Source organism: Enterobacter sp. EC_50, from assembly GCF_019584525.1.
Taxonomy (GTDB): Bacteria; Pseudomonadota; Gammaproteobacteria; order Enterobacterales; family Enterobacteriaceae; genus Enterobacter; species Enterobacter roggenkampii.
Genome location: NZ_VDAF01000006.1, coordinates 1 through 23,010, shown reverse-complemented (window position 1 = coordinate 23,010; position 23,010 = coordinate 1). Strand labels below are relative to the sequence as shown.

Below are 23,010 nucleotides of genomic sequence, written 5' to 3'. Positions count from 1 at the left end.
AAATCATTTGTTCAATAGCGGAGCGATGATGACCCCACTTCTCGACGCGCGAAGTATCAGCAAGCAGTTCTCAGGCGTGCCGGTTCTAAAAGGCATTGATTTCACGCTGCTTGCGGGCCAGGTGCACGCGCTGATGGGCGGGAACGGCGCGGGAAAATCGACGCTGATGAAGATCATCGCCGGGGTCGAGACGCCGGATGAGGGTGAACTTTCCGTCGAGGGGCAGTCATATGCGCGGCTGACGCCCGTGCAGGCGCACAGGCTCGGCATTTACCTCGTGCCGCAGGAGCCGCTGCTGTTCCCCAACCTGACGGTGCGGGAAAACATCCTGTTCCGCCTGCCGCGCGAGCGCGGCCTGGAAAAGCGGCTGGCGGAGAAACTTGAGCAGCTGCAGTGCCGGCTGAACCTCGACGCCGCCGCCAGCACCCTGGAAGTGGCGGATCAGCAGATGGTAGAGATCCTGCGCGGATTAATGCGCAACGCCAGGATCCTGATCCTCGACGAGCCCACGGCCTCCCTCACGCCGGGCGAAACCGAACGGCTGTTTCGTCAGATCCGCGCCCTGCAGGCGCTCGGCGTCGGGATCGTGTTTATCTCGCATAAGCTGCCGGAAATTCGCATGCTGTCGAGCCACGTCTCGGTGATGCGCGACGGCGCGGTGGTGCTCAGCGGTGAAACCGCGCAGTTTGACGATAGCGCCCTGATCGCCGCCATGACGCCGGTAAGCCGCGAGAAATCCCTCAGCGAGACGCAAAAGCTGTGGCTGGCGCTGCCGGGCAACCGTCGCACCCAGCCGCAGGACTTTCCGGTGCTCCGGGTGGAGGATCTTACCGGGGAAGGGTTTATCGATCTGAGCCTTGAGATCTACGCCGGGGAGATCGTCGGCCTGGCCGGGTTGGTAGGCTCCGGGCGCACCGAGTTTGCCGAAACGCTCTATGGCCTGCGGCCTGTGCGCGGGGGGCGCGTCTGGCTGGAGAATCAGGACATCACCGCCGCACCGGTAAGTTCACGTCTGGACAAAGGCCTGGTCTACCTGCCGGAAGACAGGCAGGTGTCCGGCCTGTTCCTCGACGCGCCGATCCGCTGGAACACCGTGGCGCTGAACGAGCCGTCGCTCTGGCAGCAGCGGAAAAGAGAGTCCGCGGTGGTGGAGCGCTATCACCGGGCGCTGGGGATCAAGCTCAACCATGCGGATCAAACCGTGCGCACGCTCTCCGGCGGCAACCAGCAGAAGGTGCTGCTGGCACGCTGTCTGGAAGCCAACCCGTTATTGCTGATCGTCGATGAACCGACGCGCGGGGTGGACGTCTCGGCGCGCGCCGATATCTACCAGCTTATCAAAAGCGTGGCGGCGCAGAACGTGGCGGTGCTGATGATCTCAAGCGATCTCGATGAGTTTCCCGGCCTTGCCGATCGCGTGCTGGTGATGCATCAGGGCGTACTCAGCGGCGAGCTGCCGCGCCATGCGGTCAGCCTCGATCGCATGATGGCGCTGGCGTTTGGAGGGCAATCATGAAGATCTTACTGAAAAACCGCGAGCTGAGCGCGTTTCTCGCCATTCTGGCGCTGTTCGCCGTGCTGGTGGCGCTCAATCCGTCGTACCTGAGTTTGCAGACGCTGGGGATGATCTTCGCCAGCTCGCAGATCCTGATCCTGCTGGCCATCGGTGCCGCGCTGGTGATGCTGACCCGCAATATCGACGTCTCCGTGGGGTCGACCGTTGGGCTGTCCGCCATCGCCGTCGGCGTGGCGCTGAACAGCGGCTACAGCCTGCCCGTTTCCATTCTCTTCGCGCTGTCGGTTGGCGCGCTGGCGGGGGCATTCAACGGTTTTCTGGTGGTGGGATTACGCATCCCGGCGATTGTCGCCACCCTCGGCACGCTGGGGCTGTACCGTGGAGCGATGCTGCTCTGGACGGGCGGAAAGTGGATTGAAGGGCTGCCGCCGGGGTTGAAATCCCTCTCTGAGCCTGCGGCCATCGGCGTGTCGCCCCTTGGCATGGTGGTGTTGATTATCGTGGTCACCGGCGCGTGGACGCTGTCGCGCACCGCGTTCGGGCGTGATTTCTACGCGGTGGGGGATAACCTCGCTGCCGCGCGCCAGCTGGGCGTGGCGGTGAATCGCACCCGCATGATCGCCTTTACCCTCAACGGCATGCTGGCGGCCTGCGCCGGGATTGTCTTTGCCGCACAGATTGGCTTCGTGCCCAACCAGACCGGCAGCGGGCTGGAGATGAAGGCCATCGCCGCCTGCGTACTGGGGGGCATTTCACTGCTGGGCGGAACGGGCACGCTGATCGGCGCGCTGCTCGGTGCGTTCTTCCTGACGCAAATCGACACCGTGCTGGTGCTGTTCAGGCTTCCGGCCTGGTGGAACGACTTTATCGCCGGGCTGGTGCTGCTGGGCGTGCTGGTGCTCGACGGGCGTCTGCGTCAGGCGCTGGCGCGGCATCAGCGGGCGCTGAAGTACGGTCGTTTCCAGCCGGGCAACAGAGGGGGAAAGCACGTCACCCCCTTTCCCAAACGTAAAAAAGAGGTGGCGTAAATGAGGCTTAACTGGGAAAGCGCGCTGCTCATTTTGCTGGTGCTGGAGATCCTGCTCTTTGGCGCCATCAACCCGCGCATGCTCGACGTCAACATGCTGCTGTTCAGCACCAGCGACTTCATCTGCATCGGCATTGTGGCGCTGCCGCTGACGCTGGTGATCGTCAGCGGCGGGATCGACATCTCCCTCGGCTCGACCATCGGCCTGTGCGCCATTGCGCTGGGGGTGATGATGCAGGCCGGGTGGCCGATGGCGGTCGCCGTTCCGCTGACGCTGCTGCTGGGTCTGCTGTGCGGGCTGGTAAACGCGGCGCTGATCCACTACACCGGCATCAGCCCGCTGGTGATCACCCTCGGCACGCTCTACCTCTACGGCGGCGGCGCGCTGCTGCTCTCCGGCATGGCGGGCGCGACGGGCTACGAGGGCATCGGCGGCTTCCCGGACAGCTTCACGGCGTTCGCTAACCTCACGGTGTTGGGTCTGCCGATCCCATTGGTCTTGTTCGCGGTAATCACCGTCTTCTTCTGGCTCATTACCCACCGCGGGCGCTTTGGCCGTCATCTGTTCCTGATTGGGCAGAACCCGCGCGCGGCGCGCTATGCGGCGCTGCCGGTGAATGGGATGCCCTACGTGCTGTACGGCCTGGTGGGCGTGGCCTCGGCGATTGCCGCGCTGGTGATGGTCTCCTATTTCGGCTCCGCGCGTTCGGATCTGGGGCGCGATCTATTAATGCCTGCGCTCACCGCCGCCGTGCTCGGCGGAGCCAATATCTACGGCGGGTCAGGTTCGGTTGTCGGTACGGCGCTGGCGGCGCTGCTGGTGGGGTACCTGCAACAGGGTTTACAGATGGTCGGCATCCCCAACCAGGTGTCGAGCGCGCTGTCGGGGGCGCTGCTGGTTGTGGTGGTGATGGGGCGTTCGCTGAGTCTGCACCGCGAATGGGTGCGATCTCTCTTTAGAAAACTATCCGGAGCGTAAGATGAAAACAAAACTGCTCGTCCTGGCAATGGCCCTCAGCTTCGCTTCGGCGCAGGCGGCGGACCGCATTGCCTTTATCCCGAAGCTGGTGGGCGTCGGCTTCTTCACCAGCGGCGGCAACGGTGCGAAAGAGGCGGGGAAAGATCTTGGCGTGGACGTGACCTACGACGGCCCGACCGAGCCGAGCGTCTCCGGCCAGGTGCAGCTCATCAATAACTTCGTCAACCAGGGCTATAACGCCATTATCGTCTCCGCCGTGTCGCCGGATGGGTTGTGTCCGGCGCTGAAGCGCGCGATGCAGCGCGGCGTCAAGGTTCTGACCTGGGATTCCGACACCAAACCGGAGTGCCGCAGCATCTACATCAATCAGGGGACGCCGGAACAGCTGGGCGGCCTGCTGGTGGAGATGGCGGGCAAGCAGGTCACCAAACCGAACGCGAAAGTGGCGTTCTTCTACTCCAGCCCGACCGTTACCGATCAGAACCAGTGGGTGAAAGAGGCGAAGGCCAAAATCGAGAAAGACCATCCCCAGTGGCAGATCGTCACCACCCAGTTTGGCTATAACGACGCCACCAAATCGTTGCAGACCGCCGAAGGGATCTTAAAAGCCTATCCGGATCTGGATGCGATCGTCGCCCCGGACGCCAACGCGCTTCCTGCTGCCGCGCAGGCGGCAGAAAACCTGAAGCGGGAAGGCGTGGCGATTGTCGGGTTCAGCACGCCGAACGTGATGCGCCCGTACGTTGAGCGCGGCACGGTGAAGGCCTTCGGCCTGTGGGACGTGGTGCAACAGGGCAAAATTGCGGTCAATGTCGCCGATCGTTTGCTGAAAAAAGGCGATCTTAACGTTGGCGACAGCGTGGACGTAAAAGATATCGGGGCGCTGAAGGTCGAGCCGAACAGCGTGCAGGGCTACCAGTATGAGGCGAAGGGCAACGGCATCGTGCTGCTGCCGGAACGCGTGGTGTTTACCAAAGAGAACATCAGCAAATACGATTTCTGACGGGGGAGCAAATGGCTGATTTAGACGACATCAAAGACGGCAAGGATTTTGGCATCGGCACGCCGCAGCAAAATGTGCCGTTCACCCTGAAGGGCTGCGGCTCGCTGGACTGGGGCATGCAGTCACGGCTGGCGCGCATCTTCAATCCGCAGAGCAACCGTACGGTGATGCTGGCCTTTGACCACGGCTACTTTCAGGGGCCGACTACCGGCCTTGAGCGTATCGACCTCTCTATCGCGCCGCTGTTTGGTGAAACCGACGTGCTGATGTGTACCCGCGGCATCCTCAGGAGCCAGGTGCCCGCCGCGACGAACAAACCGGTGGTGCTGCGCGCCTCCGGCGGTAACTCGATTCTGGGCGAACTTTCCAACGAGTGCGTGGCGGTGGCGATGGAAGACGCCCTGCGCCTGAACGTCTGCGCGGTGGCGGCGCAGGTGTACATCGGAAGCGAGTTTGAGCATCAGTCGATCAACAACATCATCAAGCTTGTCGATGCAGGGGCGCGCTACGGCATGCCGACGCTGGCGGTAACGGGCGTGGGGAAAGAGATGGCGCGTGACGCTCGGTATTTCTCGCTGGCAAGCCGCATCGCCGCCGAAATGGGGGCGCAGTTCGTCAAAACCTACTACGTGGATGAGGGTTTTGAAAAAGTCACCGCCAGCTGCCCGGTGCCGATCGTTATCGCGGGGGGCAAAAAGCTGCCGGAGCACGAGGCGCTGGAGATGTGCTGGCGCGCGATAGACCAGGGCGCGTCCGGCGTGGACATGGGGCGCAACATCTTCCAGTCCAGCGCGCCGCTCGCCATGCTGAAGGCGGTGAAGAAAGTGGTGCACGATAACTGGAATGCCCGTGATGCGTTCCAGTTCTGGCAGGAAGAGAAACAGGGAGAAGCACAATGAACGTGACGCTGGTAGAGATCAACATTAAACCCGAGCGGGTGGACGAGTTTCTGGAGGTGTTTCGCGCCAACCACGAGGGCGCAATCCAGGAGCCGGGGAACCTGCGTTTTGACGTATTGCAGGACCCGAGGGTGAAAACCCGGTTCTTTATCTACGAAGCCTATAAAGACGAAGAGGCGGTGCTGGCGCATAAGCAAACCCCGCACTATCTCGCGTGCGTGGATAAGCTGGAGGAGCTGATGTCGGAGCCGCGCAAAAAACGCAGCTTTGTCGGGTTATTGCCGGAGTAATGGTCTTGCCCGGTGGCGCTGCGCTTACCGGGCTTTTGGGGAAAAGGTGGAATGGTTTTCTAGGCCGGATGAGCGTAGCCCGCCCGGCTTTTGATTTTGCTTTACTGCGCTTTTTTGGCTGCGTCCTGCATCTCTTTCATTTTTTGCGCGGCCGCTTGCTGGCTTTGGCGTAGGTTTTCGCTCGCGGCAACCAGAAACTCAGGATGATTAGCCAGGTAGATAGATATCGCTTCACCCATTTTTTCCGGATGGGCTGTAAAGTAATCCTCGGCGATTTTGCCGATTTCCGTCTTCTGCTCAGCGGTAAACTCAGCGGCCTGGCTCAGCGCCGGTGCGGTCAGTGTGACGAAAACGGTCAGAACGAGGAAGGGGTGCTTTATGAAAAACATGATGGGTACTCATTTCAGATTAAGGATGTTAACCACGGGCGGCATAACCCGGCCATAGTCGTTTATGGTTTGCCAGCGTATTTCGCAGCGAGGCGCCTTCTGGCACTCGTCCATTGTTCGCTGGCTAAAAGGGGGAATGATGCCCGCGTTATCAATGGATTTGTTGTTAATACGCGTCTGGAAGAGCGTCACGTAGTAGGGGGTCGGGTTCTTCACCACGAGCTGGTTTGCTGAATATGACCAGAGGATTTCCCGATACGCGTTTTCTGGATTGCCGTTTAATCCCTCAGGGCGATAGAACACTTTAAAGCTTGAACGTACGGCCATTTGCACGTTGTCGCTGCTGGTCTTACTGGCTGGAATGGTTGAGATGCTGAGGGTGAAAAGCGTTTCACGGTCAGCAGGCAAACCCTCATCGGCACGAAAAATCCTGATGCTATTTTCGCGTCCGCCCTGTAGTGCAAAAAGCGCGGGCGTTGCAACAAGCGCCGAGGTCGCCTGGGGGGCAGAGGTTGCCCCTGGCCAGTTTCCGCCAGCATAAATTTTTGCGCTGACCAGCCAGGGAAGCGTGGATTTATTGCGCACTGAAACGGTAATGGAGTGCTGTTTTTCAGGATAGACGAAGCGTGTCCCCCCTATCACGACGCCTGCATGCGCAAAAGAGATGAACGTTAAGAGTGCTAAAACAGGGATCAGGATGCGCAGTTTCATCACGGTGTTATCAGGCATAAGTCAAAATAAAGGTTGCTGCAGCATTGGCTGTTCCGGGCGATACAGCGCCTCCGTCAGCAAGATAACGGGCATAAAAATCAAGGGTGGCAGTAAGCTGGTTATTTGACAGCGTAAACAGCTGGCTTTCATCGCCCAGCGGTATAAGCGTTTTGTCCGGATTATAAATACCGATAGCCACGCCGCTGGCATAACCCGGACCGCCTGTCAGCGAAAGCAAATCTGCATTGCCCTGATTGGGTGTGCCTTCAAAATGGGTACTGATGTTATTCAACCCTGCGCCGCAGTTTTCAAGATTGATAGCAAAATGTTCCCATGGCGTATTATTTTTCTGGTTCGTAAATTGCCCTGTGGCGACGTCGCTCATACGAACGATAAGATTTTCCGAATCAGGCGATATGATGCAGGTTTTGCTTTTTACGGTACCTACAATATAAACGGTCCCGTCGTGCGCCATTGTACTCGCACTGCCCAGGTGCATCAGGATAATGCAGAAGAAAAATAACCGGAGAAACGGTTTCATTCATATTCCTTACTGATAAAGCAGGTCAAAATACATAACGGCAGTCGCATTTCCTGACGTCACAATGGGCAGCGTGGATTTATAGTGCAAATAAAACGTGAGCGTGTTATCCCCCGGCAGCAGCGGATAAAGCGAGGACTCCGTATTATTGATCGGTATTGGGGTGCGATTGGAATCCAGTAGCTCAACGCCGAGGCCCGTTGCCATCCTGCCAGGCGTTCCCTTTCCGTTATCTGAAAGTGCCAGCAATGTCGGGTTGTTCGCATCCACATTCCCGGTAAACCAAACTTTGGTGCCGGTAATGGCGCGAGTGCAACCTTTCAACGTGATATCAAACTTTGTATCCGGCGTTGTGGTGCCAACCGACGGGAAATCATCCGCGGTAAAGTCACCGAGTTCGACCGTCTGCTCAACGCTGCCTGTGTCGACGTTGCAGGACTCCCCCACGATGGTGCCGATAAACTGAACATTGAAACTGTCATTATCTGCTCTGGCGGTCTGTAAGGACAACGCCAGATTTGCCAGCAGAAACAGGAGAAAATTGCGCTTTTTCATTACCCAATCCTTATGCGAAATCAACGCGTAACAAGGCCAGAGCGGTGAACACGCCCAGTTCCGGGGAATTGCCCGTTGTGCTGATAGGATATGCTTTCAGCGTCACGTTGGCCTTGCCCGCCTCATCAGTCGTAAAAGGTGCGCTACTTGAAAAGACATTCGGTTTCAGTATGTTGTCTTGCTCACTGGTAACCACGACGGCAACATCAGGATTATCCGATGCCAGCGCTTCCGGGTAGCGAGGGTCCGATGTGCCCATAACGCGCAAGGTTAATTGTGCCGGCGAGTTCACGTCAGCATTACATTCAATGGGCACATTAAAGGTTTTGGGCTGAGCGTTGTCCGGCATCTGCCCGGCGCGCGTAAAATCACCGTGATAAAGAGAACCCAGATCTACCGTTACGGTTTGCCCTGCATTAATGACGCAGTTTTGCGGCACGGTAATAACGCCACTGTAAGTAATCTGGTAGACAATATTGGTCAGGCGATCGTTATTCGTCGTGGTGACGTACACATTGAACATCAATTTTGGCGGGATAACCACGGTGCCGATAAAAGGCCTGACAATTTGTAATTTAAAGATCAGGTCATTATCGTTGACCGGGAAAACGCCGCCAGTATCCACTTCATCGTGGCCGCCCATGTGAACGTACTCAATGGGGGGATAAAACTCACCAATGGTTGCGTCATTTATTTTCATGGCGCCAATAATATAATCCGGGTCAAGCTGGAGATATTTCCATTCACCATCCGTTTTGACGACCGGAAAAGGGCTCAAATAGGAGCGATAGGTGCGTTTTTCCCACTCACCCGGTGGACAGGTGGCGTTAACCTGCACATCCTGATTTTTTTCCAGCTCTGTGGAGCCACCTTTAATGTTCTGATTGGTGTTCAGCGTGGTGGTCAAATCATAGTTAACAATCGAGATGCCACCGTTAGCATTTTTACAAATATCGGCTATTCCATAAGGTGAGAATGCCAGCCCGACCACATAAAATAAAATCATCCATAATTTCATTTATATACACTCCATTTTCAACCGCAGCAGCGGCTGTTTACTTTCAGGTAATTGATACTTCACGCTACATTGCTTGTCTGACCCTTCACCCCACTGAATTTTCAGCGTTCCCGCCGGGCTCAGGCCAGAGAGATAGACCTCTCCGTCTTCACCCACAATCGTATCGCTGCCATTGTCATCACGTGACACCATGGCACCGAAAGGAACGGGTTTGCCCCGATGGGTTAAGGTCATTAACGCACGCGTACCAGGCCGGGCTTTGAAGGTTGCACGCACAACCGCGCCACGGGTTGGGACCACATTGGTTACGGCATCATCGATATCCATATCGTCAGCCAGTGAGTTGATGTCCAGTGCCATGCGGTTGAGATGATACGAGGATGCGTAGGGAACCACGGCATAGCCTCTCCAGTCGGTATGAATACCCGGCTCGTTCTCGACCTTGACGTTACTCGCGCCCGGAGCGGCAATCAGCACGTTGGTATCACCCAGTGGCTGGCTAAGGGTGATGCCATTCCGGTGAGCTATGACGCCGCCGCTCAAACCGTAGTTCACCTGCTGGTAGTCGCCGTTTCCGCTGTAGTTATAGCCCACGTTCGCATTGCCATAGGCGCTATCGTATTCAAGGCTGCTGGAGCCTTGTGATTTTGTCCCCTGGCTTGAATACCCTTCCTGAACGCTGTAGCTCAGGTTGTTATCCTCAAGCAATGTGCCGTTGATCCCGGCATTTTGCGAGGTTTCACCCTTTTTGTCGGTGCTGATGTTGTAGGTGGCATAAGCATAGTTATGCTTCTGGCTGACATCGTTTTGTGGACGCAGCCACAGGCTCAATGGCAGCGACAAATTCAGCGCGTAAATCTCGTCGCTTTTCGACATGCCCGGTGATTTGTTGTAGTTGTAGGACAGGCTGTAGGACACATCTTTAATGGTCCCGCTAAAGCCTACCTGGAGTAGCGTATTTTTTTCATCGGTATGCCAGTAGGTCTGTTGGCTGCCCGTGACAAAGAGCGAACCAGCATGACCAAGCTGCTGAGAGATGTTGAACTGAACCTTTCCTCGCTTGGTGTAGTACAGATTGTAATAATCCATCCAGGGATTTTGCTGTTCGGTATCGTTGTCCTCGTGGTCACCTGTGTAGCCGCGCATTTGCTTATAGGCTGTTTCATCCAGTGAATAGAATCCCGATGTCGAGTACCGGTAGCCCAGCAGCTGAAAGTTAGTGCCGAGGCCGTTAAGGGATTTTGCATACAGAAAACGGATCGATTGCCCTGAATGCGTGCTGTCATCCGCCAGCGTGCTCTTCGCGTGAGTCACATCCGCAGAGATAGCGCCCAGTTCACCCATATTCAGGCCGGTGCCGAATGCCAGCGAGTGGTAATTGTTGGTTATCTGCGATCCGCTATACAGCGTGAAGCCATGCGAAAGCCCCCAGATTAGAGACCCCTGAACGAAATTAACCTCATCCTGTTGATCGCTGCTGCTGCGGTATTCGGCCGCTGTTAATGCGTACTTTACGCGGCCTTCACGCTGGAGTACGGGAACGGTGGAATAAGGCACGGAATAGCTGTTGATGCTACCGTCAGATTCTTTTACCTCAACACTGAGGTCACCGCTTGAGGACGTGGGAAACAGGTCGCTAATCGCAAATGCACCCGGTGGAACATAGCTTTGATAAATGGTGTAGCCATTTTGCTTAATGGTTACCTGAGCATTGCTTTTTGCGATACCACGGATCGTGGGCGCGAAACCCTTCAGGCTATCGGGCAGCATATTGTCATCAGAGGCGATTTGCGCACCGCGAAAAGGGAGGCTGTCAAATACGTCTGATGGGGTGTAGCTGTCACCCAGCGTCAGTCTTCCTTTCAGCGGAATGACCGCGCGTTCAACATAGGTATTAATGTGCTGCCAGTTGTCGCTGCGTGAGTCATCGCTGTTGTGATAATTCCAGCTTGAGTAATCCCTTAACCGCCACGGGCCAAGGTTCAACCCGCTGTTAAGCCCGAGGAAATAGCTTTTACTGGTTGAGTTGCTCTCCCCCCGATCGCGGCTACGAGAGCCGGTGAAGTTATAATTCAGCAGGAGGGCATTAATGCCTTCATCCCATTGTTCAGGCGGAATGTATCCGCGTGCGCTATTCCTCAGGGCGGCTTGCGGGATACTGATATCCAGCCGCTGATGCTCAAAATCAAAGGTGGTTGATGAGGCGGGAATGATTGACGCAATATCAATACAGCTGTCCGTCTTTTCCGCCGTCAGGGCAGGAAACGCCTGAAGGTTAACGCCCAGGTTTTCCAGCGCTTTTGCTGATAAACAGGCGGTCAGACCGGTATCATCCACCTGCGGTTGTGCCGTCGACGCGGTATTTCTTGCCGTAAAGGTGATATCGCGAGTCGCCACAAACGCCCCGTTAAGCCAGAGATCAACACGATAAACGCCTGGTGCCTGGCCATTGGTGGAAAACCGCGACAGGTCAGCAACGGCAGAGGGATCGCTAGACAAAAATGCCGGGTTGAAAAAATATTCTGCACTTGCATCTGATGGCGATAGCAATCCTGCTATCGCCATCGCCACTGGCGTAAGGGATGTTAAAGAAAATGTGCTAAAAATCAGTGACGTATTACGTTTCATCTCTTTTCCCTGCAGTAAATGCTAAGTACTTCCTTCCTTGAAGACAAAATGCAGGTCTGCTATTTCATTTCAGGTTGTTAATGGGAACAAATCTGCGTAGGGGTATTTGCGCCGAAATCATTCACTGTCTGGAATTTCACACTGCCGGAACCGCCGCCGGGGATATCCACCGCCAACGTGTTTTTAGGTGCGACCATTGAATTGGGAAGACGGGTTCCCCCAACAAAGAACTGCACCAACGATACGTAATACGGTGATGGATTCGTTATGATGACTTTTCCATTTTCTGTCCGACACGTCAGCGTTTTGGGCGCATCCACGGAAAGGGATGTTAATTTCTTAGGGCGAATGAATAACTTAATCACACTCTGTGTTGCTATTTGCAGCGTATTGCCCTGAAGCTTATTTTTATCGACAGACGGAATAGCCTTGCTGTTCAGATAGAAAACAGTTTCGCGATCGGCAGGAAGGTCGGGGCCGATATACATAATACGCAGCGTGTTCTCTTTCTTAGGGTGGATAACAAACAACGGTGGCGTAAGGATAAAGTCTGGTGACTTGATACCCTCAACGTTGGCTACCCATGATTGTATTAAGAACGTATTGTCTGCCGACGAATTGATCACCGGTAATGAAACCTGTTTATCCCCCTGCGGATAAATGACGCGGGTAGCCCCTAAAGCAATTCCACCTGCAGAGGCATTCGTTGCCAGACCCATTGTCAGCAGCAACGTACCAGCCATCATCAGGCGAGACAAAGACGTAGGTGATGTGTTCATTTGCATTGTTCCCTCAATTCTCATGACGAGGCACTCGGGCCTCTGAGTGTTTTACTGGTAGACGACGTTAAACCATACCTGGGCGTCGGCCGTACCAGCCTGAACGTGCGGTTGTGTGGAGCGGTATTTCGCCATAAAACGCAGAACATTGGCGCCGTTCTGCAAGGGGGCGTACCAGGGCGGGGCTGTATCCGGAATAAGTAGATGGCCGGTTGCGTCAAATATTCCCACACCAATCCCCTGCGCTGCGCCTGCGCCATAACCTGCGCGAAAAATTTGCGGGTCTTTTGCATCGGACTCGCCGCTGAACAGTACGCCCGCACGTTGACTGACGCTGGTATCGCAGTCTTCTAGCGTTATCTGAAAGGCTGTTGGTGCTGCCCAATCGCCCGTTGCGGCAAATTCGTTATTGCGTATTTGGCCCATACGCACAATCTGGTCCTGACTTTCTGCACTGACGGAACAGCCGGTGTTGACGACTTGCCCCTGAAAATGCACGCTTCCGTCGTCAATTGCCGAGGCGGGCAGTGCAACGCACAGCAATACGCTGAAAAACAGCACTGATTGCCTGGTGACCTGTCGCATAGTGACTCCGTTTCGATGGATCGGCAAAACACCCCCGAATCAGATTCCGAGGGTGTTACTGCTGCTAACGAATCAGGAGTAAACCATCTGGAATGTTGCAGTCGAGGATACGTTACCCGGCGTGGCCGCACCGGTAGCGATGTAGTCAACGCTCAGCGGGATGGTGTTCTCGCCATTGATCAGCTTCACGTTGGAGGAGGTATCACCGATATTGAGTACGTTACCATCCGGTCCGAACAGTTGCAGTGCGACGTTAGTTGCTGAGCCAGCTCCCGCTGTGTTAGCCAGTGAACCTGCCAGTGCTGCGTCTTGCTGACCGTTGAAAATCACAGCGGCGTTCTGGCTTACCGTGGTGTCACAATCTTCCAGAACGATTTTGAAATCTTCTTTCTGGTTCGCCTGCATTCCTTTTGTCGTCAATTTCACAGTACGAACCTGGCTCAGCGTTACAGTCTGATCTACGGAGTCAGCTGCGACCGAACATGCAGCATTAACAACCTGGCCAACGAAGTTAACCGTACCGCCAGAAACCGTGACGGTGTCTGCCTGTGCGTTCATCGCTACGCCACTTACCATTGCCGTTGCAATGACCATTGCTAAAACGTGCTTTTTCATACAAATCCTTTTAAATAAACATCTTTCTGTCAAATTGAAATTGAGTAAAAGCTATATGCTTTCACAGCGTGAACTTGAATAACGTTTAACAAGTTCCGTTATTTAGAATATGCATTTCGCATAATGGACGGGCTTATTGAAAAGCTCTTTTCATCATGTTTATGATGTTCCGCGGCAGGTATTCTAGGAGTCGTGAAATATTATTTCAATGTATGGTGGTATAATATGCCGTTAGTTTTTTTTAGGTATAATATTAGAATTAATTAATATTTTTAAATGATGTAAGTAGTGGTGTTTTTACCGGATTTTAACAATGGGCGGCCTGTTTGCGGTCAAATAGATAAAGGTGGTGTATGGATATCGGTTTGGTTGCAAAAAAAATCATGTAAGAGAAAAGGAACTTTATAATTTTAAAAGTATAAATGTATGTCTGAAATATAATACTTTTATTTCAATTTGTAATATTTATACCAGAAAAATGAAATCCCCCTCGGTTAAGAGGGGGGATTAATCAGATCTCTTCTACGCGCACTCTGAGTGCTGCCAGCGCTTTACGTGCCGCTTTTAGCACCTGCTCACACTGCTCAATGGTCAGCGTAAGCGGCGGTTCAATACGAATGGTTTTTGCGTTATTAAGCGTCCCGGCCACCAGCACACGCTGCCTGAACATCTCGCTCGCGAAGCTGTAGCCGATTTCGTTATCAACGAACTCAATCGCCATCAGCATCCCTTTGCCGCGCGCCTCCTGCACAAGGTCAGGGTATTCCCGGCCCAGCTGGCGGAAGCCGTCCAGCAGCATGTCGCCTTTTTGCTCCGCCTGCGCAGGCAGGTTTTGCTCCAGCAGCACGTTGATGGTCGCCAGCGCCGCCGCACAGGCCAGCGGGTTACCGCCAAAGGTGGTGGTATGCAGGAACGGATTGTCGAACAGCACCGAGAAGACTTCTTCGGTGGCGACCGTCGCGCCAATCGGCATCACGCCGCCGCCGAGCGCTTTCGCCAGGCACAGAATGTCCGGCTGCACGTTTTCGTGCTCGCAGGCGAACATCTTGCCGGTACGCCCCATGCCGGTCTGGACTTCGTCGAGGATCAGCAGCGCGCCAAACTCGTCGCACAGCTGACGCACGGCAGGCAGATAGCCCTGCGGAGGGAGGATGACGCCGCCTTCACCCTGAATGGGCTCCAGGATCACCGCCGCCACGTCATCGCCGGTTTTACGGCATTCACTCAGCACGGTGCGCATGGCGTTAATGTCGCCGAACGGCACGTGGCGGAAGCCCGGCAGCAGCGGCATAAACGGTTTACGGAAAGTGGATTTAGCGGTCGCCGACAGTGCGCCGAGGGATTTACCGTGGAACGCGCCGCTGGTGGCGATAAAGGTGAATTTCCCGCGCGGCGACTGGTACGCTTTGGCGAGCTTAATCGCCGCTTCGACCGATTCTGTGCCGCTGTTGCTGAAGAAGCTGTATTTCAGTTTGCCGGGCGTTAAGGCCGCCAGCGTTTTCGCGAGCATGGCGCGAAGCGGGTCGAGCAGTTCCTGGCTATGGAGAGGTTGTTTCGCAAGTTGATTCTGTACGGCGGAAACCACAACTGGATTACGGTGCCCCACGTTGAAAATTCCAAAACCTCCCAGGCAATCGATAAACTCCTGTCCCTGGGTGTCGACAAGCGTGTTGAGACTTCCCGCTTGCCACTCTACGGCTCCGTAATCCCCGCCGGCGGTAACAGATTTGCGATACTCCAGAAACCCTGGATTGACGTGCTCTTTAAAGTAATCGATGACCTCACGGTTAAGTTGTTTCATCTCCTCATGATCAAGCGTTCGCTTCTCAATGAGATTCAGTGCGTGCGCGGCACAGGCAAGAGCCGAGGCGCTGGAAGGTAACCTGTTCAAAATGTGCTCCCGGGGATCGCGTATCACATGATACTGGTTTAAGTATTGCAGGGATTACGCCACTTCAGAGGCCTTAACGAAAATCGGGATAAACGCCAGGTTAAAATAATGTTGCACAATATTTAATCATGCCGAAAGAAGCCAAACGGGATTTAGCGGTACGGGGCAGCAAGTATAAAGAAAGGGGGGAAGAGCGTCGCTGCACTAAAGAGGTGCATACGCTGCAACTTAAGCGGGCATTAACAGGTCATACTTTGTCGGTAATTTCTTTGCGAAAGTATTTGAAATCAATGAATTAAAATATCGTACAAAAAGTATGGTTTAAGTCAAATCTGCGATCTTCATCAAGTTTAACAACTAAAGATAAATTGTTTACCGCCGAAAAAACATTGACCCACAAAATTAACATTCAAATAACCTGCAAGGGATGCTCACGATGTCCTCTCCAACCTATGTCACCCAGAATGAATACCCTCTGGACGATGACACCACCTTAATGTCTACCACAGACGTCCACAGCTACATCACCCACGCCAACGACACCTTTGTTCAGGTGAGCGGCTATCAGCTCGATGAGCTGACGGGCCAGCCGCACAATATGGTGCGCCATCCCGATATGCCAAAAGCTGCGTTTGCCGATATGTGGTACACGCTGCAGCAGGGCGAGCCGTGGAGCGGGATTGTCAAAAACCGGCGCAAAAACGGTGACCACTACTGGGTGCGTGCTAACGCGGTGCCGATGGTGCGCCGCGGGCAGGTGACGGGCTATATGTCGATTCGCACCAGAGCCACAGTGGAAGAGATCGCCGCCGTGGAGCCGCTCTACCGGGCGCTGAACGACGGGCGCTGTAAAAAACGTATTCACAAAGGGCTGGTGGTGGGAAAGGGCTGGCTGGGTAAACTCCCGGCCATGCCGCTGCGCTGGCGCGTGCGCAGCGTGATGGCGGTGCTCTTTGCCGGACTCGCCGCCACGCTGGCCGCCACCTCCGCAGGCTGGTTACCGCTTGCCGCCGCTGCGGTGGTGATGCTGATGGGAACGCTGCTGTTTGAGCAACAGATTGTCCGCCCGATAGAGAATGTGGCGCGACAGGCGCTGAAGGTCGCCACCGGCGAGCGCAACAGCGTGCAACATCTTAACCGCAGCGATGAGCTGGGCCTGACGCTGCGCGCGGTAGGACAACTTGGCCTGATGTGCCGCTGGTTGATCAATGACGTGTCGAGCCAGGTGGTGAGCGTCCGTGACGGGAGCGACAGGCTGGCGCAGGGAAATGAAGATCTGAACGATCGGACCCGTCAGACCGTGGCGAACGTGCAGCAGACCGTCGCGACAATGAACCAGATGGCCGCGTCCGTTCAGAGTAACTCCGAGACCGCCGCCGAGGTGGACAAACTATCCGTGGCAGCCAGCAGCGCGGCGACGAAAGGGGGCAACGCGATGCAAACCGTCGTTAAAACGATGGATGAGATTGCCGACAGCACGCAGCGCATTGGCTCGATCACCTCCCTGATTAACGATATCGCGTTCCAGACCAACATTCTGGCGCTAAACGCGGCGGTTGAAGCGGCAAGGGCAGGGGAGCAGGGCAAAGGGTTTGCCGTGGTCGCGGGCGAAGTCCGTCATCTCGCCAGCCGCAGCGCCAGTGCGGCTAACGATATTCGTAAACTCATTGATGCCAGTGCCAGCAAGGTGCAGTCCGGTTCTGAGCAGGTTCATGCCGCGGGCCGTACGATGGATGATATCGTTGTGCAGGTGAAAAACGTGACCCAGCTTATCGCCCAGATCAGCCACGCGACCTCCGAGCAGGCAACCGGCTTATCAGAGCTAACCCGCGCGGTAGCTGAACTCGACAGCATCACGCAGAAAAACGCCGATCTGGTCGAGGAGAGCGCGCACATTTCGGCCATGGTGAAGCACCGCGCCGGACGCCTTAAGGATGCGGTGACCGTGCTCCATTGAGTCAGTCATGTTCCAAAAAAACCGTTCATACCGTAGGGAATAAACGGTTTTTTATTTTTCTGATTGTGACTATTAATGGGGTTTGTTGTTAATTTAATATTAAATAACTAAAGAAAGTGCCTCAGTTATTTATTCCTGCCTAAGTCAGTTCTTCAGAATGCTATTTCGAAAATACCCCGTTTGGCGGTCTGGTAACGATCGATGAGGCCATATTAATAGCCTGCACCTATGTATTGTGAGGATTATGAAATAAAAAAACGATCAAACTCATAAAGTTAGCGAAATCGTTACCGATAACAGCGATCGTCTGAGAAATAATCACATCGATGGAGAAAATATGTTCTTTCATGACGTAAAGATCGGCACGAAATTATTTCTGGCGTTTGGGTTCTTTATTGTCCTGATGGCGATCAGCGCAAGTGTGTCTTTGCTGAGCCTGAACCGGGCAAATAATGGGATGCAGTCCATTGTTACCCATGACTATCCGACCACGGTAAAAGCGAACCAGTTAATTGATAACTTCCAGGAATTTATTAGCACTCAACAGCTGATGCTGCTGGACGAGCAGGGTACCTACACGGGGCAATCTCAGCAGCGCCTGAAAGAGATCAGCGAGCATATCACGGTGATCCTGGGCGAGCTGAACAACGCCTTGCAGGATCAACAGTCTCAGCAGGTGCTGGCGGATATCCGCAGCGTGCGCCAGCAGTACCTGGATTCACGCTACCGCATTCTGCAGGCGGTGCAGAACAACAACCGTGCGGGCGCCATACAGGAAATGATGACTACCACCCTCGCCGTGCAGCAGGCTTATAAAGCGAAGGTGAAGGAGCTGATCGCCATTCAGAACAGCGAGATGCAGCGTGCGGGCACGCAGGTGGAAGGAGATTTCAGGTCTAACCGTCTGCTGCTGATCCTGCTCACGCTCTTTAGCGTTGCGGCAGGCAGCCTGATTGGCTGGTTTATCGTGCGCGCCATCACCCGCCCGCTCGGTGAGGCGGTGAATTTTGCAAAAGCGATTTCAGAGGGCGATCTGACGGGCAGCATCACGCCGCACGGCAAAGACGAAACGGGCCTGTTGCTGCATGCGCTGATGGAGATGAAGACGCGTCTGCTGGACATTGTGCAGCAGGTGCAGACCGGCTCGGAGAATATCTCCAGCGCAGCCGCGCAGATTGTCGCCGGTAACCAGGATCTGGCCGCACGCACGGAAGAGCAGGCCAGCTCCGTTGAACAGACTGCCGCCTCGATGGAGCAGATCACCGCCACGGTGAAAAATACCGCCTCGCATACCGGTGAAGCGACCAACCTTTCTGCCGATGCCGCCACGGTGGTCAAAAACAACGGTGAGATGATGAAGCAGGTGACCAGCAAAATGCGCCTGATTAACGAGACCTCCAACCGGATGTCCGACATTATCGACCTGATCGACGCTATTGCGTTCCAGACCAATATTCTGGCGCTGAACGCGGCGGTGGAAGCGGCGCGCGCCGGTGAGCACGGCCGCGGCTTTGCGGTAGTGGCCGGAGAGGTGCGCCAGCTTGCCCAGAAGAGCGCGTCGTCTGCCAGCGAAATCCGCGAGCTGATTGAGAGCTCCACCAGCCAGACCCAGGACGGGATGAACCTGGTCGAAAAAGCGAGTGGGCTGATCAACGGCATGGTTGGCAACGTGGAGGAGATGGATGCGATCCTGCGCGAGATCCGTCAGGCCAGCCATGAGCAGACGGAGGGGATCTCGCAGATCAACAGCGCGATTGGCCTGATTGATGCCACTACCCAGCAAAACTCCGCGCTGGTGGAGGAATCCGTCGCGGCGGCGGCATCGCTTAACGAACAGGCGATGCACCTGAAAGAGCTGGTACGCGTCTTCCGCGTGAGCGAGCACGCACCGGCTTAATCCAGCTGGGAGATCTCCAGCGCCGCGCGGTCAATCACGCCGATAATCTGCTTAAGCTGCGCGTCGCTGAGCTCTCCCTGATTCACTTTCAGGTCTAATACCGCCTTAAAGTTATCCAGCGCCCGCTTCATCTGTGGGTTTTTGCGCAGCTGAAAGCCGACGCTGCGCGCTTTGATACGCACCTGGATCTGTTCCAGCTGTTCCCGGTTTTCGTCCAGCCAGCGTTGTCCTTCAGCGGTAATCGCAATGCGCTTACGCCCGTTCTCTTCTTCTGTAATGGTGATAAACGCCTGATCCTGCAAATAATCCAGGGTTGGATAGATGACGCCCGGGCTCGGGGTGTAGTTCCCCTGGGTCAGGTTCTCGATCTCTTTAATCAGCTCATAGCCGTGGCTCGCGTTGCGGGTCAGGATATCCAGAATCACCAGCCGCAAATCGCCGTGGCCGAAAAAGCGCGGCCGACGTCCGCCGCCCTCGTGTTCGTGTCGCATAGTATTCCCTTTTTTTGATATATCTAAACTATATCTAAGATATATTCAGATGCAATCTAAAAGATCTTGCATTTTTCCTTATTAGTAATCATTATCATTTGAAAATTGATTTAGATATATCGTATTCACCAGAAAAGGGTCTAAAAATGGCATCTACTCGTTATCCACAGCGTGTTCGTAATGACCTGCGTTTTCGCGAGCTGACGGTGCTCCGCGTTGAGCGCGTAAGCGCGGGTTTTCAGCGCATTGTGCTAGGCGGCGAGGCGCTGGAGGGCTTTAGCTCCCGCGGTTTCGACGACCATACCAAAGTCTTTTTCCCGGCACCCGGGACAACGTTTACGCCACCGGTGGTCACCGATGAAGGCATCGACTGGGGTGACGGCGTGCGTCCGCAGGCGCGCGACTATACGCCGCTCTATGATGAGGTCCGTCATGAGCTGATGCTCGATTTCTTCATTCATGACGGCGGCATTGCCAGCAGCTGGGCGGTTGAGGCGAAAGCGGGAGACAAGCTGACCATTGGCGGCCCGCGCGGTTCGCTGGTGGTGCCGGAGGATTACGCCTGGCAGCTGTACGTGTGCGATGAATCCGGCATGCCCGCGCTGCGCCGACGCTTAGAGAGCATTGCTCAACTGCCGGTTCGCCCGGACATACACGCGGTCGTGACGGTTGGGGATGAATCGTACCAGGACTATCTGGCGCACCTGAGCGCGTTCAACATCACGTGGGTGGTGGGCCACAGCGAGCAGGCAGTCGCTGACCATCTGGCGGCGCTGACTGTTCCGGAGGACGATTACTTTATCTGGCTGACCGGGGAAGGGAAGGTGGTGAAACGCCTGAGCCGTCAGTTTGAAACCGACGCGATTGACCCACAGCTGGTGCGTGCCAGCGCATACTGGCACGCCAAATAATCAGGCTGCCGAATCCAGCTGCGCTTCGTTCACCTGATGTTCGAGCGAGGCGCGGACCTCGTGCAGCGCTTTCTCCTGCTGAGCAAAGTACGCTTCCATATTGCTCAGCGAGGAGACCAGCAGCCAGGACTCCTCTTTATCCAGCTCCGCCAGCTCGTTCACTAAAATGTCGATTTGCTCGCGAACCTGCGCCATTTTTTTGCGGATACGTTCCAGATCGTTCAGCCTGTCGCTTGCCATCAATGGCTCGAAGCCCTGCTGCAGGCGGGCCACCAGCGAACGAATGGCTTTCACATCGCCGCGCTGCTTCGCCTGGTTAAGCTGTACCATCATGCTGTTGGCTTCTTCTTTCAAATCGTCCGCCACCAGATCCGGGTGGCAGAGCTTGCTCGCCTGCCGCCAGAGACGCTTGAGTTCGTTCTGGTCCTCTTGTGAAAGATGCTTACCTTTGTGCAGCCGCACTTCGGCATCGTGATGCTGTTCGCGATACTTCTCGTACTCTTCGTTCGCCTCGTCGCGCGCCTGACGCGCAGGCTCCTCTTCGCGCGTTAAGCCGCTCTCCAGCTCCAGCGCTTCGGCCAGCAGGTTGGCAATCAGATTGCTTTGCTGCTCCAGATGCTTACGCGCCTCGGCGGCCTGCACGGAGTCCGCCGGGAGATCGCGCCAGCGCTGGGTCAGCGTCGCCAGCACCTCTACCGCCTGCGCCATATAGTGCTGGCAGCGACGGTAATCCTCCTCGCGACGACGCGCTTCCGCCTGCTGACGACGCAGGTTCAGCTCCGCCAGCGTTTTACGCAGGGCGAGGATCTGCTGCATCAGCGGCCCCAGGCGGGAGAAATAGAGATCGTTGAACTCATCAAGCTGCTGCACCCGCGCGTTGCGGCGGTCAATCAGATCGCGCAGACGCTCTTCCAGCGCCTTCAGCTCCAGCTTGCTGGCCGCCACCTGCGGATCGCGCCACGGCGTCACGGCGCGCTGGCCCTGCAGCCAGGCGGTAATGGCCGCCATGGCCGCGGTGTAGTTCTTCTCCTCAAGCGCCACGACGATTGCCTGTAGATCATCGTCAAACGCTTCATTTTTCAGGCGTGTCAGCTGGCTCTGGATGATGTCGTCATCTTCCAGTTCAATGGCATTTTTAATGATTTCTAGCCGTTTGATCGGTGTGCTCATGATGCCTTTCGCTTTGGCGCTTAAGTATTTGAGTTAAGGTTAGTTGTTGTAAAAGCTACAGGAAATAATACACACGGATGATGATCGGCGCGATGGGGGATTTCTTTAGTTTTTAGGGTTTGTGAGGGTGAGCGGCAGGCCGGGCTATGTGTGATTGATTCCGTATGTGCTTGCATAGGGTGCAGCAAAAATCAGAGGAGGGATACAGCCTGGCGAATGCTTGGGGGAAAACTCAGGGGACAACGAGGGGGCACCCGTTATTTAGCCAACAAAAAAGCCACTCAATCGAGTGGCTTAATCATATGATTGAATCGCCACGGGTTTAACAGACACCTCAGAGTCATTTAAGATGACTTAAAGAGAGGTGCCCATGAGCGGTAAGCGTTATCCTGAAGAGTTTAAAATTGAAGCAGTCAAACAGGTTGTTGATCGTGGTCATTCTGTTTCCAGTGTTGCAACACGTCTCGATATCACCACTCACAGTCTTTACGCCTGGATAAAGAAGTACGGCCCGGATTCTTCCACTCATAATGAACAGTCAGATGCTCAGGCCGAGATCCGCCGTCTTCAGAAAGAGTTGAAGCGGGTTACGGACGAACGGGACATATTAAAAAAAGCGCTGTAGATTCAATTGGTCAACGCAACAGTTATGTGAAAACATGGGGTTGCGGAGGTTTTTTGAATGAGACGAACATTTACAGCAGAGGAAAAAGCCTCTGTTTTTGAACTATGGAAGAACGGAACAGGCTTCAGTGAAATAGCGAATATCCTGGGTTCAAAACCCGGAACGATCTTCACTATGTTAAGGGATACTGGCGGCATAAAACCCCATGAGCGTAAGCGGGCTGTAGCTCACCTGACACTGTCTGAGCGCGAGGAGATACGAGCTGGTTTGTCAGCCAAAATGAGCATTCGTGCGATAGCTACTGCGCTGAATCGCAGTCCTTCGACGATCTCACGTGAAGTTCAGCGTAATCGGGGCAGACGCTATTACAAAGCTGTTGATGCTAATAACCGAGCCAACAGAATGGCGAAAAGGCCAAAACCGTGCTTACTGGATCAAAATTTACCATTGCGAAAGCTTGTTCTGGAAAAGCTGGAGATGAAATGGTCTCCAGAGCAAATATCAGGATGGTTAAGGCGAACAAAACCACGTCA

Annotated in this window: 21 protein-coding genes and 2 pseudogenes; 11 read left to right on the top strand and 12 right to left on the bottom strand. The window is 55.0% G+C overall.

Translation table 11 applies throughout. The annotated features are described in order from the left end of the window. Window positions 1-28 precede the first annotated feature (28 nt). Genes lsrA through lsrG form a run of 6 tightly spaced genes read left to right on the top strand, consistent with a single transcriptional unit; the run spans window position 29 to window position 5,714 of the window. Entirely contained in the window at window positions 29-1,516 is a 1,488-nt protein-coding gene (gene lsrA / locus FHC48_RS06680; protein ID WP_059363492.1) for an autoinducer 2 ABC transporter ATP-binding protein LsrA, read from the top strand. Then, on the top strand, window positions 1,513-2,544 hold the full coding sequence (gene lsrC, locus FHC48_RS06675; RefSeq protein WP_023326139.1) for an autoinducer 2 ABC transporter permease LsrC: 1,032 nt from the start codon (window positions 1,513-1,515) through the stop codon (window positions 2,542-2,544). The genes lsrA and lsrC overlap by 4 nt, the downstream gene beginning before the upstream one ends. After that, on the top strand, window positions 2,545-3,522 hold the full coding sequence (gene lsrD, locus FHC48_RS06670; protein ID WP_021242360.1) for an autoinducer 2 ABC transporter permease LsrD: 978 nt from the start codon (window positions 2,545-2,547) through the stop codon (window positions 3,520-3,522). Window position 3,523: 1 nt separating this feature from the next. After that, a complete protein-coding gene (gene lsrB, locus FHC48_RS06665) occupies window positions 3,524-4,525 on the top strand; it encodes an autoinducer 2 ABC transporter substrate-binding protein LsrB (RefSeq protein ID WP_032653517.1) in 1,002 nt (333 codons plus the stop codon). An 11-nt stretch (window positions 4,526-4,536) separates the two neighbouring features. Beyond that, window positions 4,537-5,424: a 3-hydroxy-5-phosphonooxypentane-2,4-dione thiolase gene (gene lsrF / locus FHC48_RS06660; protein WP_039024802.1), complete on the top strand. Its 888-nt coding sequence runs from the start codon at window positions 4,537-4,539 to the stop codon at window positions 5,422-5,424. Continuing rightward, a complete protein-coding gene (gene lsrG / locus FHC48_RS06655) occupies window positions 5,421-5,714 on the top strand; it encodes a (4S)-4-hydroxy-5-phosphonooxypentane-2,3-dione isomerase (RefSeq protein ID WP_008503162.1) in 294 nt (97 codons plus the stop codon). Before lsrF ends, lsrG begins: the two co-directional genes overlap by 4 nt. A 101-nt stretch (window positions 5,715-5,815) precedes the next feature. Here the strand turns inward: lsrG and FHC48_RS06650 are convergent, their stop codons facing one another. The 10 genes from FHC48_RS06650 to ygjG form a co-directional block, all read right to left on the bottom strand. Continuing rightward, a complete protein-coding gene (locus FHC48_RS06650; protein ID WP_021242358.1) occupies window positions 5,816-6,103 on the bottom strand; it encodes a hypothetical protein in 288 nt (95 codons plus the stop codon). Window positions 6,104-6,112: 9 nt separating this feature from the next. Then, entirely contained in the window at window positions 6,113-6,814 is a 702-nt protein-coding gene (locus FHC48_RS06645; RefSeq protein ID WP_259281136.1) for a fimbria/pilus periplasmic chaperone, read from the bottom strand. Window positions 6,815-6,824: 10 nt separating this feature from the next. After that, complete coding sequence (locus tag FHC48_RS06640; RefSeq protein ID WP_023294617.1) at window positions 6,825-7,355, bottom strand: fimbrial protein; 531 nt, start codon at window positions 7,353-7,355, stop codon at window positions 6,825-6,827. A gap of 9 nt (window positions 7,356-7,364) precedes the next feature. Further along, window positions 7,365-7,910, bottom strand: coding sequence for a fimbrial protein (locus tag FHC48_RS06635; protein WP_059363490.1), 546 nt, complete (start codon window positions 7,908-7,910; stop codon window positions 7,365-7,367). Between the two features lie 10 nt (window positions 7,911-7,920). Next, entirely contained in the window at window positions 7,921-8,928 is a 1,008-nt protein-coding gene (locus FHC48_RS06630; protein ID WP_008503167.1) for a fimbrial protein, read from the bottom strand. Then, window positions 8,929-11,556 carry a fimbrial biogenesis usher protein gene (locus FHC48_RS06625; RefSeq protein WP_059363487.1) on the bottom strand — a complete coding sequence of 876 codons (2,628 nt, stop codon included), beginning with the start codon at window positions 11,554-11,556 and terminating at the stop codon, window positions 8,929-8,931. Window positions 11,557-11,633: 77 nt separating this feature from the next. After that, window positions 11,634-12,341, bottom strand: coding sequence for a fimbria/pilus periplasmic chaperone (locus FHC48_RS06620; RefSeq protein WP_119312241.1), 708 nt, complete (start codon window positions 12,339-12,341; stop codon window positions 11,634-11,636). A gap of 45 nt (window positions 12,342-12,386) precedes the next feature. Then, the gene (locus tag FHC48_RS06615; RefSeq protein WP_021242352.1) at window positions 12,387-12,920 is read right to left on the bottom strand and encodes a fimbrial protein; all 534 of its coding nucleotides are present in this window, start codon (window positions 12,918-12,920) and stop codon (window positions 12,387-12,389) included. Between the two features lie 72 nt (window positions 12,921-12,992). After that, window positions 12,993-13,535, bottom strand: a complete 543-nt coding sequence (locus FHC48_RS06610; RefSeq protein ID WP_008503171.1) for a fimbrial protein BcfA — start codon at window positions 13,533-13,535, stop codon at window positions 12,993-12,995. A 511-nt stretch (window positions 13,536-14,046) separates the two neighbouring features. Beyond that, entirely contained in the window at window positions 14,047-15,426 is a 1,380-nt protein-coding gene (gene ygjG / locus FHC48_RS06605) for a putrescine aminotransferase (protein WP_059363482.1), read from the bottom strand. 436 nt (window positions 15,427-15,862) lie between these two features. On the opposite strand from ygjG, the gene FHC48_RS06600 reads away from it, so the two are divergent. Further along, window positions 15,863-17,383 (top strand): PAS domain-containing methyl-accepting chemotaxis protein, encoded by a 1,521-nt coding sequence (locus tag FHC48_RS06600; RefSeq protein ID WP_059363480.1) that lies wholly within the window; start codon window positions 15,863-15,865, stop codon window positions 17,381-17,383. Window positions 17,384-17,720: 337 nt separating this feature from the next. Next, window positions 17,721-19,280, top strand: coding sequence for a methyl-accepting chemotaxis protein (locus FHC48_RS06595; protein ID WP_045415257.1), 1,560 nt, complete (start codon window positions 17,721-17,723; stop codon window positions 19,278-19,280). Here the strand turns inward: FHC48_RS06595 and FHC48_RS06590 are convergent. Further along, window positions 19,277-19,771, bottom strand: coding sequence for a PadR family transcriptional regulator (locus FHC48_RS06590; protein ID WP_008503175.1), 495 nt, complete (start codon window positions 19,769-19,771; stop codon window positions 19,277-19,279). The two genes, FHC48_RS06595 and FHC48_RS06590, sit on opposite strands and share 4 nt — an antisense overlap. A gap of 146 nt (window positions 19,772-19,917) precedes the next feature. Here FHC48_RS06590 and FHC48_RS06585 point away from each other — a divergent pair, with 146 nt between their 5' ends. After that, complete coding sequence (locus FHC48_RS06585; RefSeq protein ID WP_059363478.1) at window positions 19,918-20,682, top strand: siderophore-interacting protein; 765 nt, start codon at window positions 19,918-19,920, stop codon at window positions 20,680-20,682. On the opposite strand, the gene FHC48_RS06580 is transcribed toward FHC48_RS06585, so the two are convergent. Continuing rightward, window positions 20,683-21,852 carry a DNA repair protein gene (locus tag FHC48_RS06580; RefSeq protein ID WP_059363476.1) on the bottom strand — a complete coding sequence of 390 codons (1,170 nt, stop codon included), beginning with the start codon at window positions 21,850-21,852 and terminating at the stop codon, window positions 20,683-20,685. Between the two features lie 370 nt (window positions 21,853-22,222). Between FHC48_RS06580 and FHC48_RS06575 the strand changes: the two are divergent. Continuing rightward, window positions 22,223-22,468, top strand: a pseudogene (locus tag FHC48_RS06575) (transposase); the annotation flags it as partial. 66 nt (window positions 22,469-22,534) lie between these two features. Beyond that, window positions 22,535-23,010, top strand: a pseudogene (locus tag FHC48_RS06570) (IS30-like element IS30 family transposase); the annotation flags it as partial.

Bases quoted from the DNA above. Each gene is read 5' to 3' on its own strand.
- lsrA (WP_059363492.1), top strand. From the start codon at position 29: ATGACCCCACTTCTCGACGCGCGAAGTATCAGCAAGCAGTTCTCAGGC.
- lsrC (WP_023326139.1), top strand. From the start codon at position 1,513: ATGAAGATCTTACTGAAAAACCGCGAGCTGAGCGCGTTTCTCGCCATT.
- lsrD (WP_021242360.1), top strand. From the start codon at position 2,545: ATGAGGCTTAACTGGGAAAGCGCGCTGCTCATTTTGCTGGTGCTGGAG.
- lsrB (WP_032653517.1), top strand. From the start codon at position 3,524: ATGAAAACAAAACTGCTCGTCCTGGCAATGGCCCTCAGCTTCGCTTCG.
- lsrF (WP_039024802.1), top strand. From the start codon at position 4,537: ATGGCTGATTTAGACGACATCAAAGACGGCAAGGATTTTGGCATCGGC.
- lsrG (WP_008503162.1), top strand. From the start codon at position 5,421: ATGAACGTGACGCTGGTAGAGATCAACATTAAACCCGAGCGGGTGGAC.
- FHC48_RS06650 (WP_021242358.1), bottom strand. From the start codon at position 6,103: ATGTTTTTCATAAAGCACCCCTTCCTCGTTCTGACCGTTTTCGTCACA.
- FHC48_RS06645 (WP_259281136.1), bottom strand. From the start codon at position 6,814: ATGAAACTGCGCATCCTGATCCCTGTTTTAGCACTCTTAACGTTCATC.
- FHC48_RS06640 (WP_023294617.1), bottom strand. From the start codon at position 7,355: ATGAAACCGTTTCTCCGGTTATTTTTCTTCTGCATTATCCTGATGCAC.
- FHC48_RS06635 (WP_059363490.1), bottom strand. From the start codon at position 7,910: ATGAAAAAGCGCAATTTTCTCCTGTTTCTGCTGGCAAATCTGGCGTTG.
- FHC48_RS06630 (WP_008503167.1), bottom strand. From the start codon at position 8,928: ATGAAATTATGGATGATTTTATTTTATGTGGTCGGGCTGGCATTCTCA.
- FHC48_RS06625 (WP_059363487.1), bottom strand. From the start codon at position 11,556: ATGAAACGTAATACGTCACTGATTTTTAGCACATTTTCTTTAACATCC.
- FHC48_RS06620 (WP_119312241.1), bottom strand. From the start codon at position 12,341: ATGCAAATGAACACATCACCTACGTCTTTGTCTCGCCTGATGATGGCT.
- FHC48_RS06615 (WP_021242352.1), bottom strand. From the start codon at position 12,920: ATGCGACAGGTCACCAGGCAATCAGTGCTGTTTTTCAGCGTATTGCTG.
- FHC48_RS06610 (WP_008503171.1), bottom strand. From the start codon at position 13,535: ATGAAAAAGCACGTTTTAGCAATGGTCATTGCAACGGCAATGGTAAGT.
- FHC48_RS06600 (WP_059363480.1), top strand. From the start codon at position 15,863: ATGTCCTCTCCAACCTATGTCACCCAGAATGAATACCCTCTGGACGAT.
- FHC48_RS06595 (WP_045415257.1), top strand. From the start codon at position 17,721: ATGTTCTTTCATGACGTAAAGATCGGCACGAAATTATTTCTGGCGTTT.
- FHC48_RS06590 (WP_008503175.1), bottom strand. From the start codon at position 19,771: ATGCGACACGAACACGAGGGCGGCGGACGTCGGCCGCGCTTTTTCGGC.
- FHC48_RS06585 (WP_059363478.1), top strand. From the start codon at position 19,918: ATGGCATCTACTCGTTATCCACAGCGTGTTCGTAATGACCTGCGTTTT.
- FHC48_RS06580 (WP_059363476.1), bottom strand. From the start codon at position 21,852: ATGAGCACACCGATCAAACGGCTAGAAATCATTAAAAATGCCATTGAA.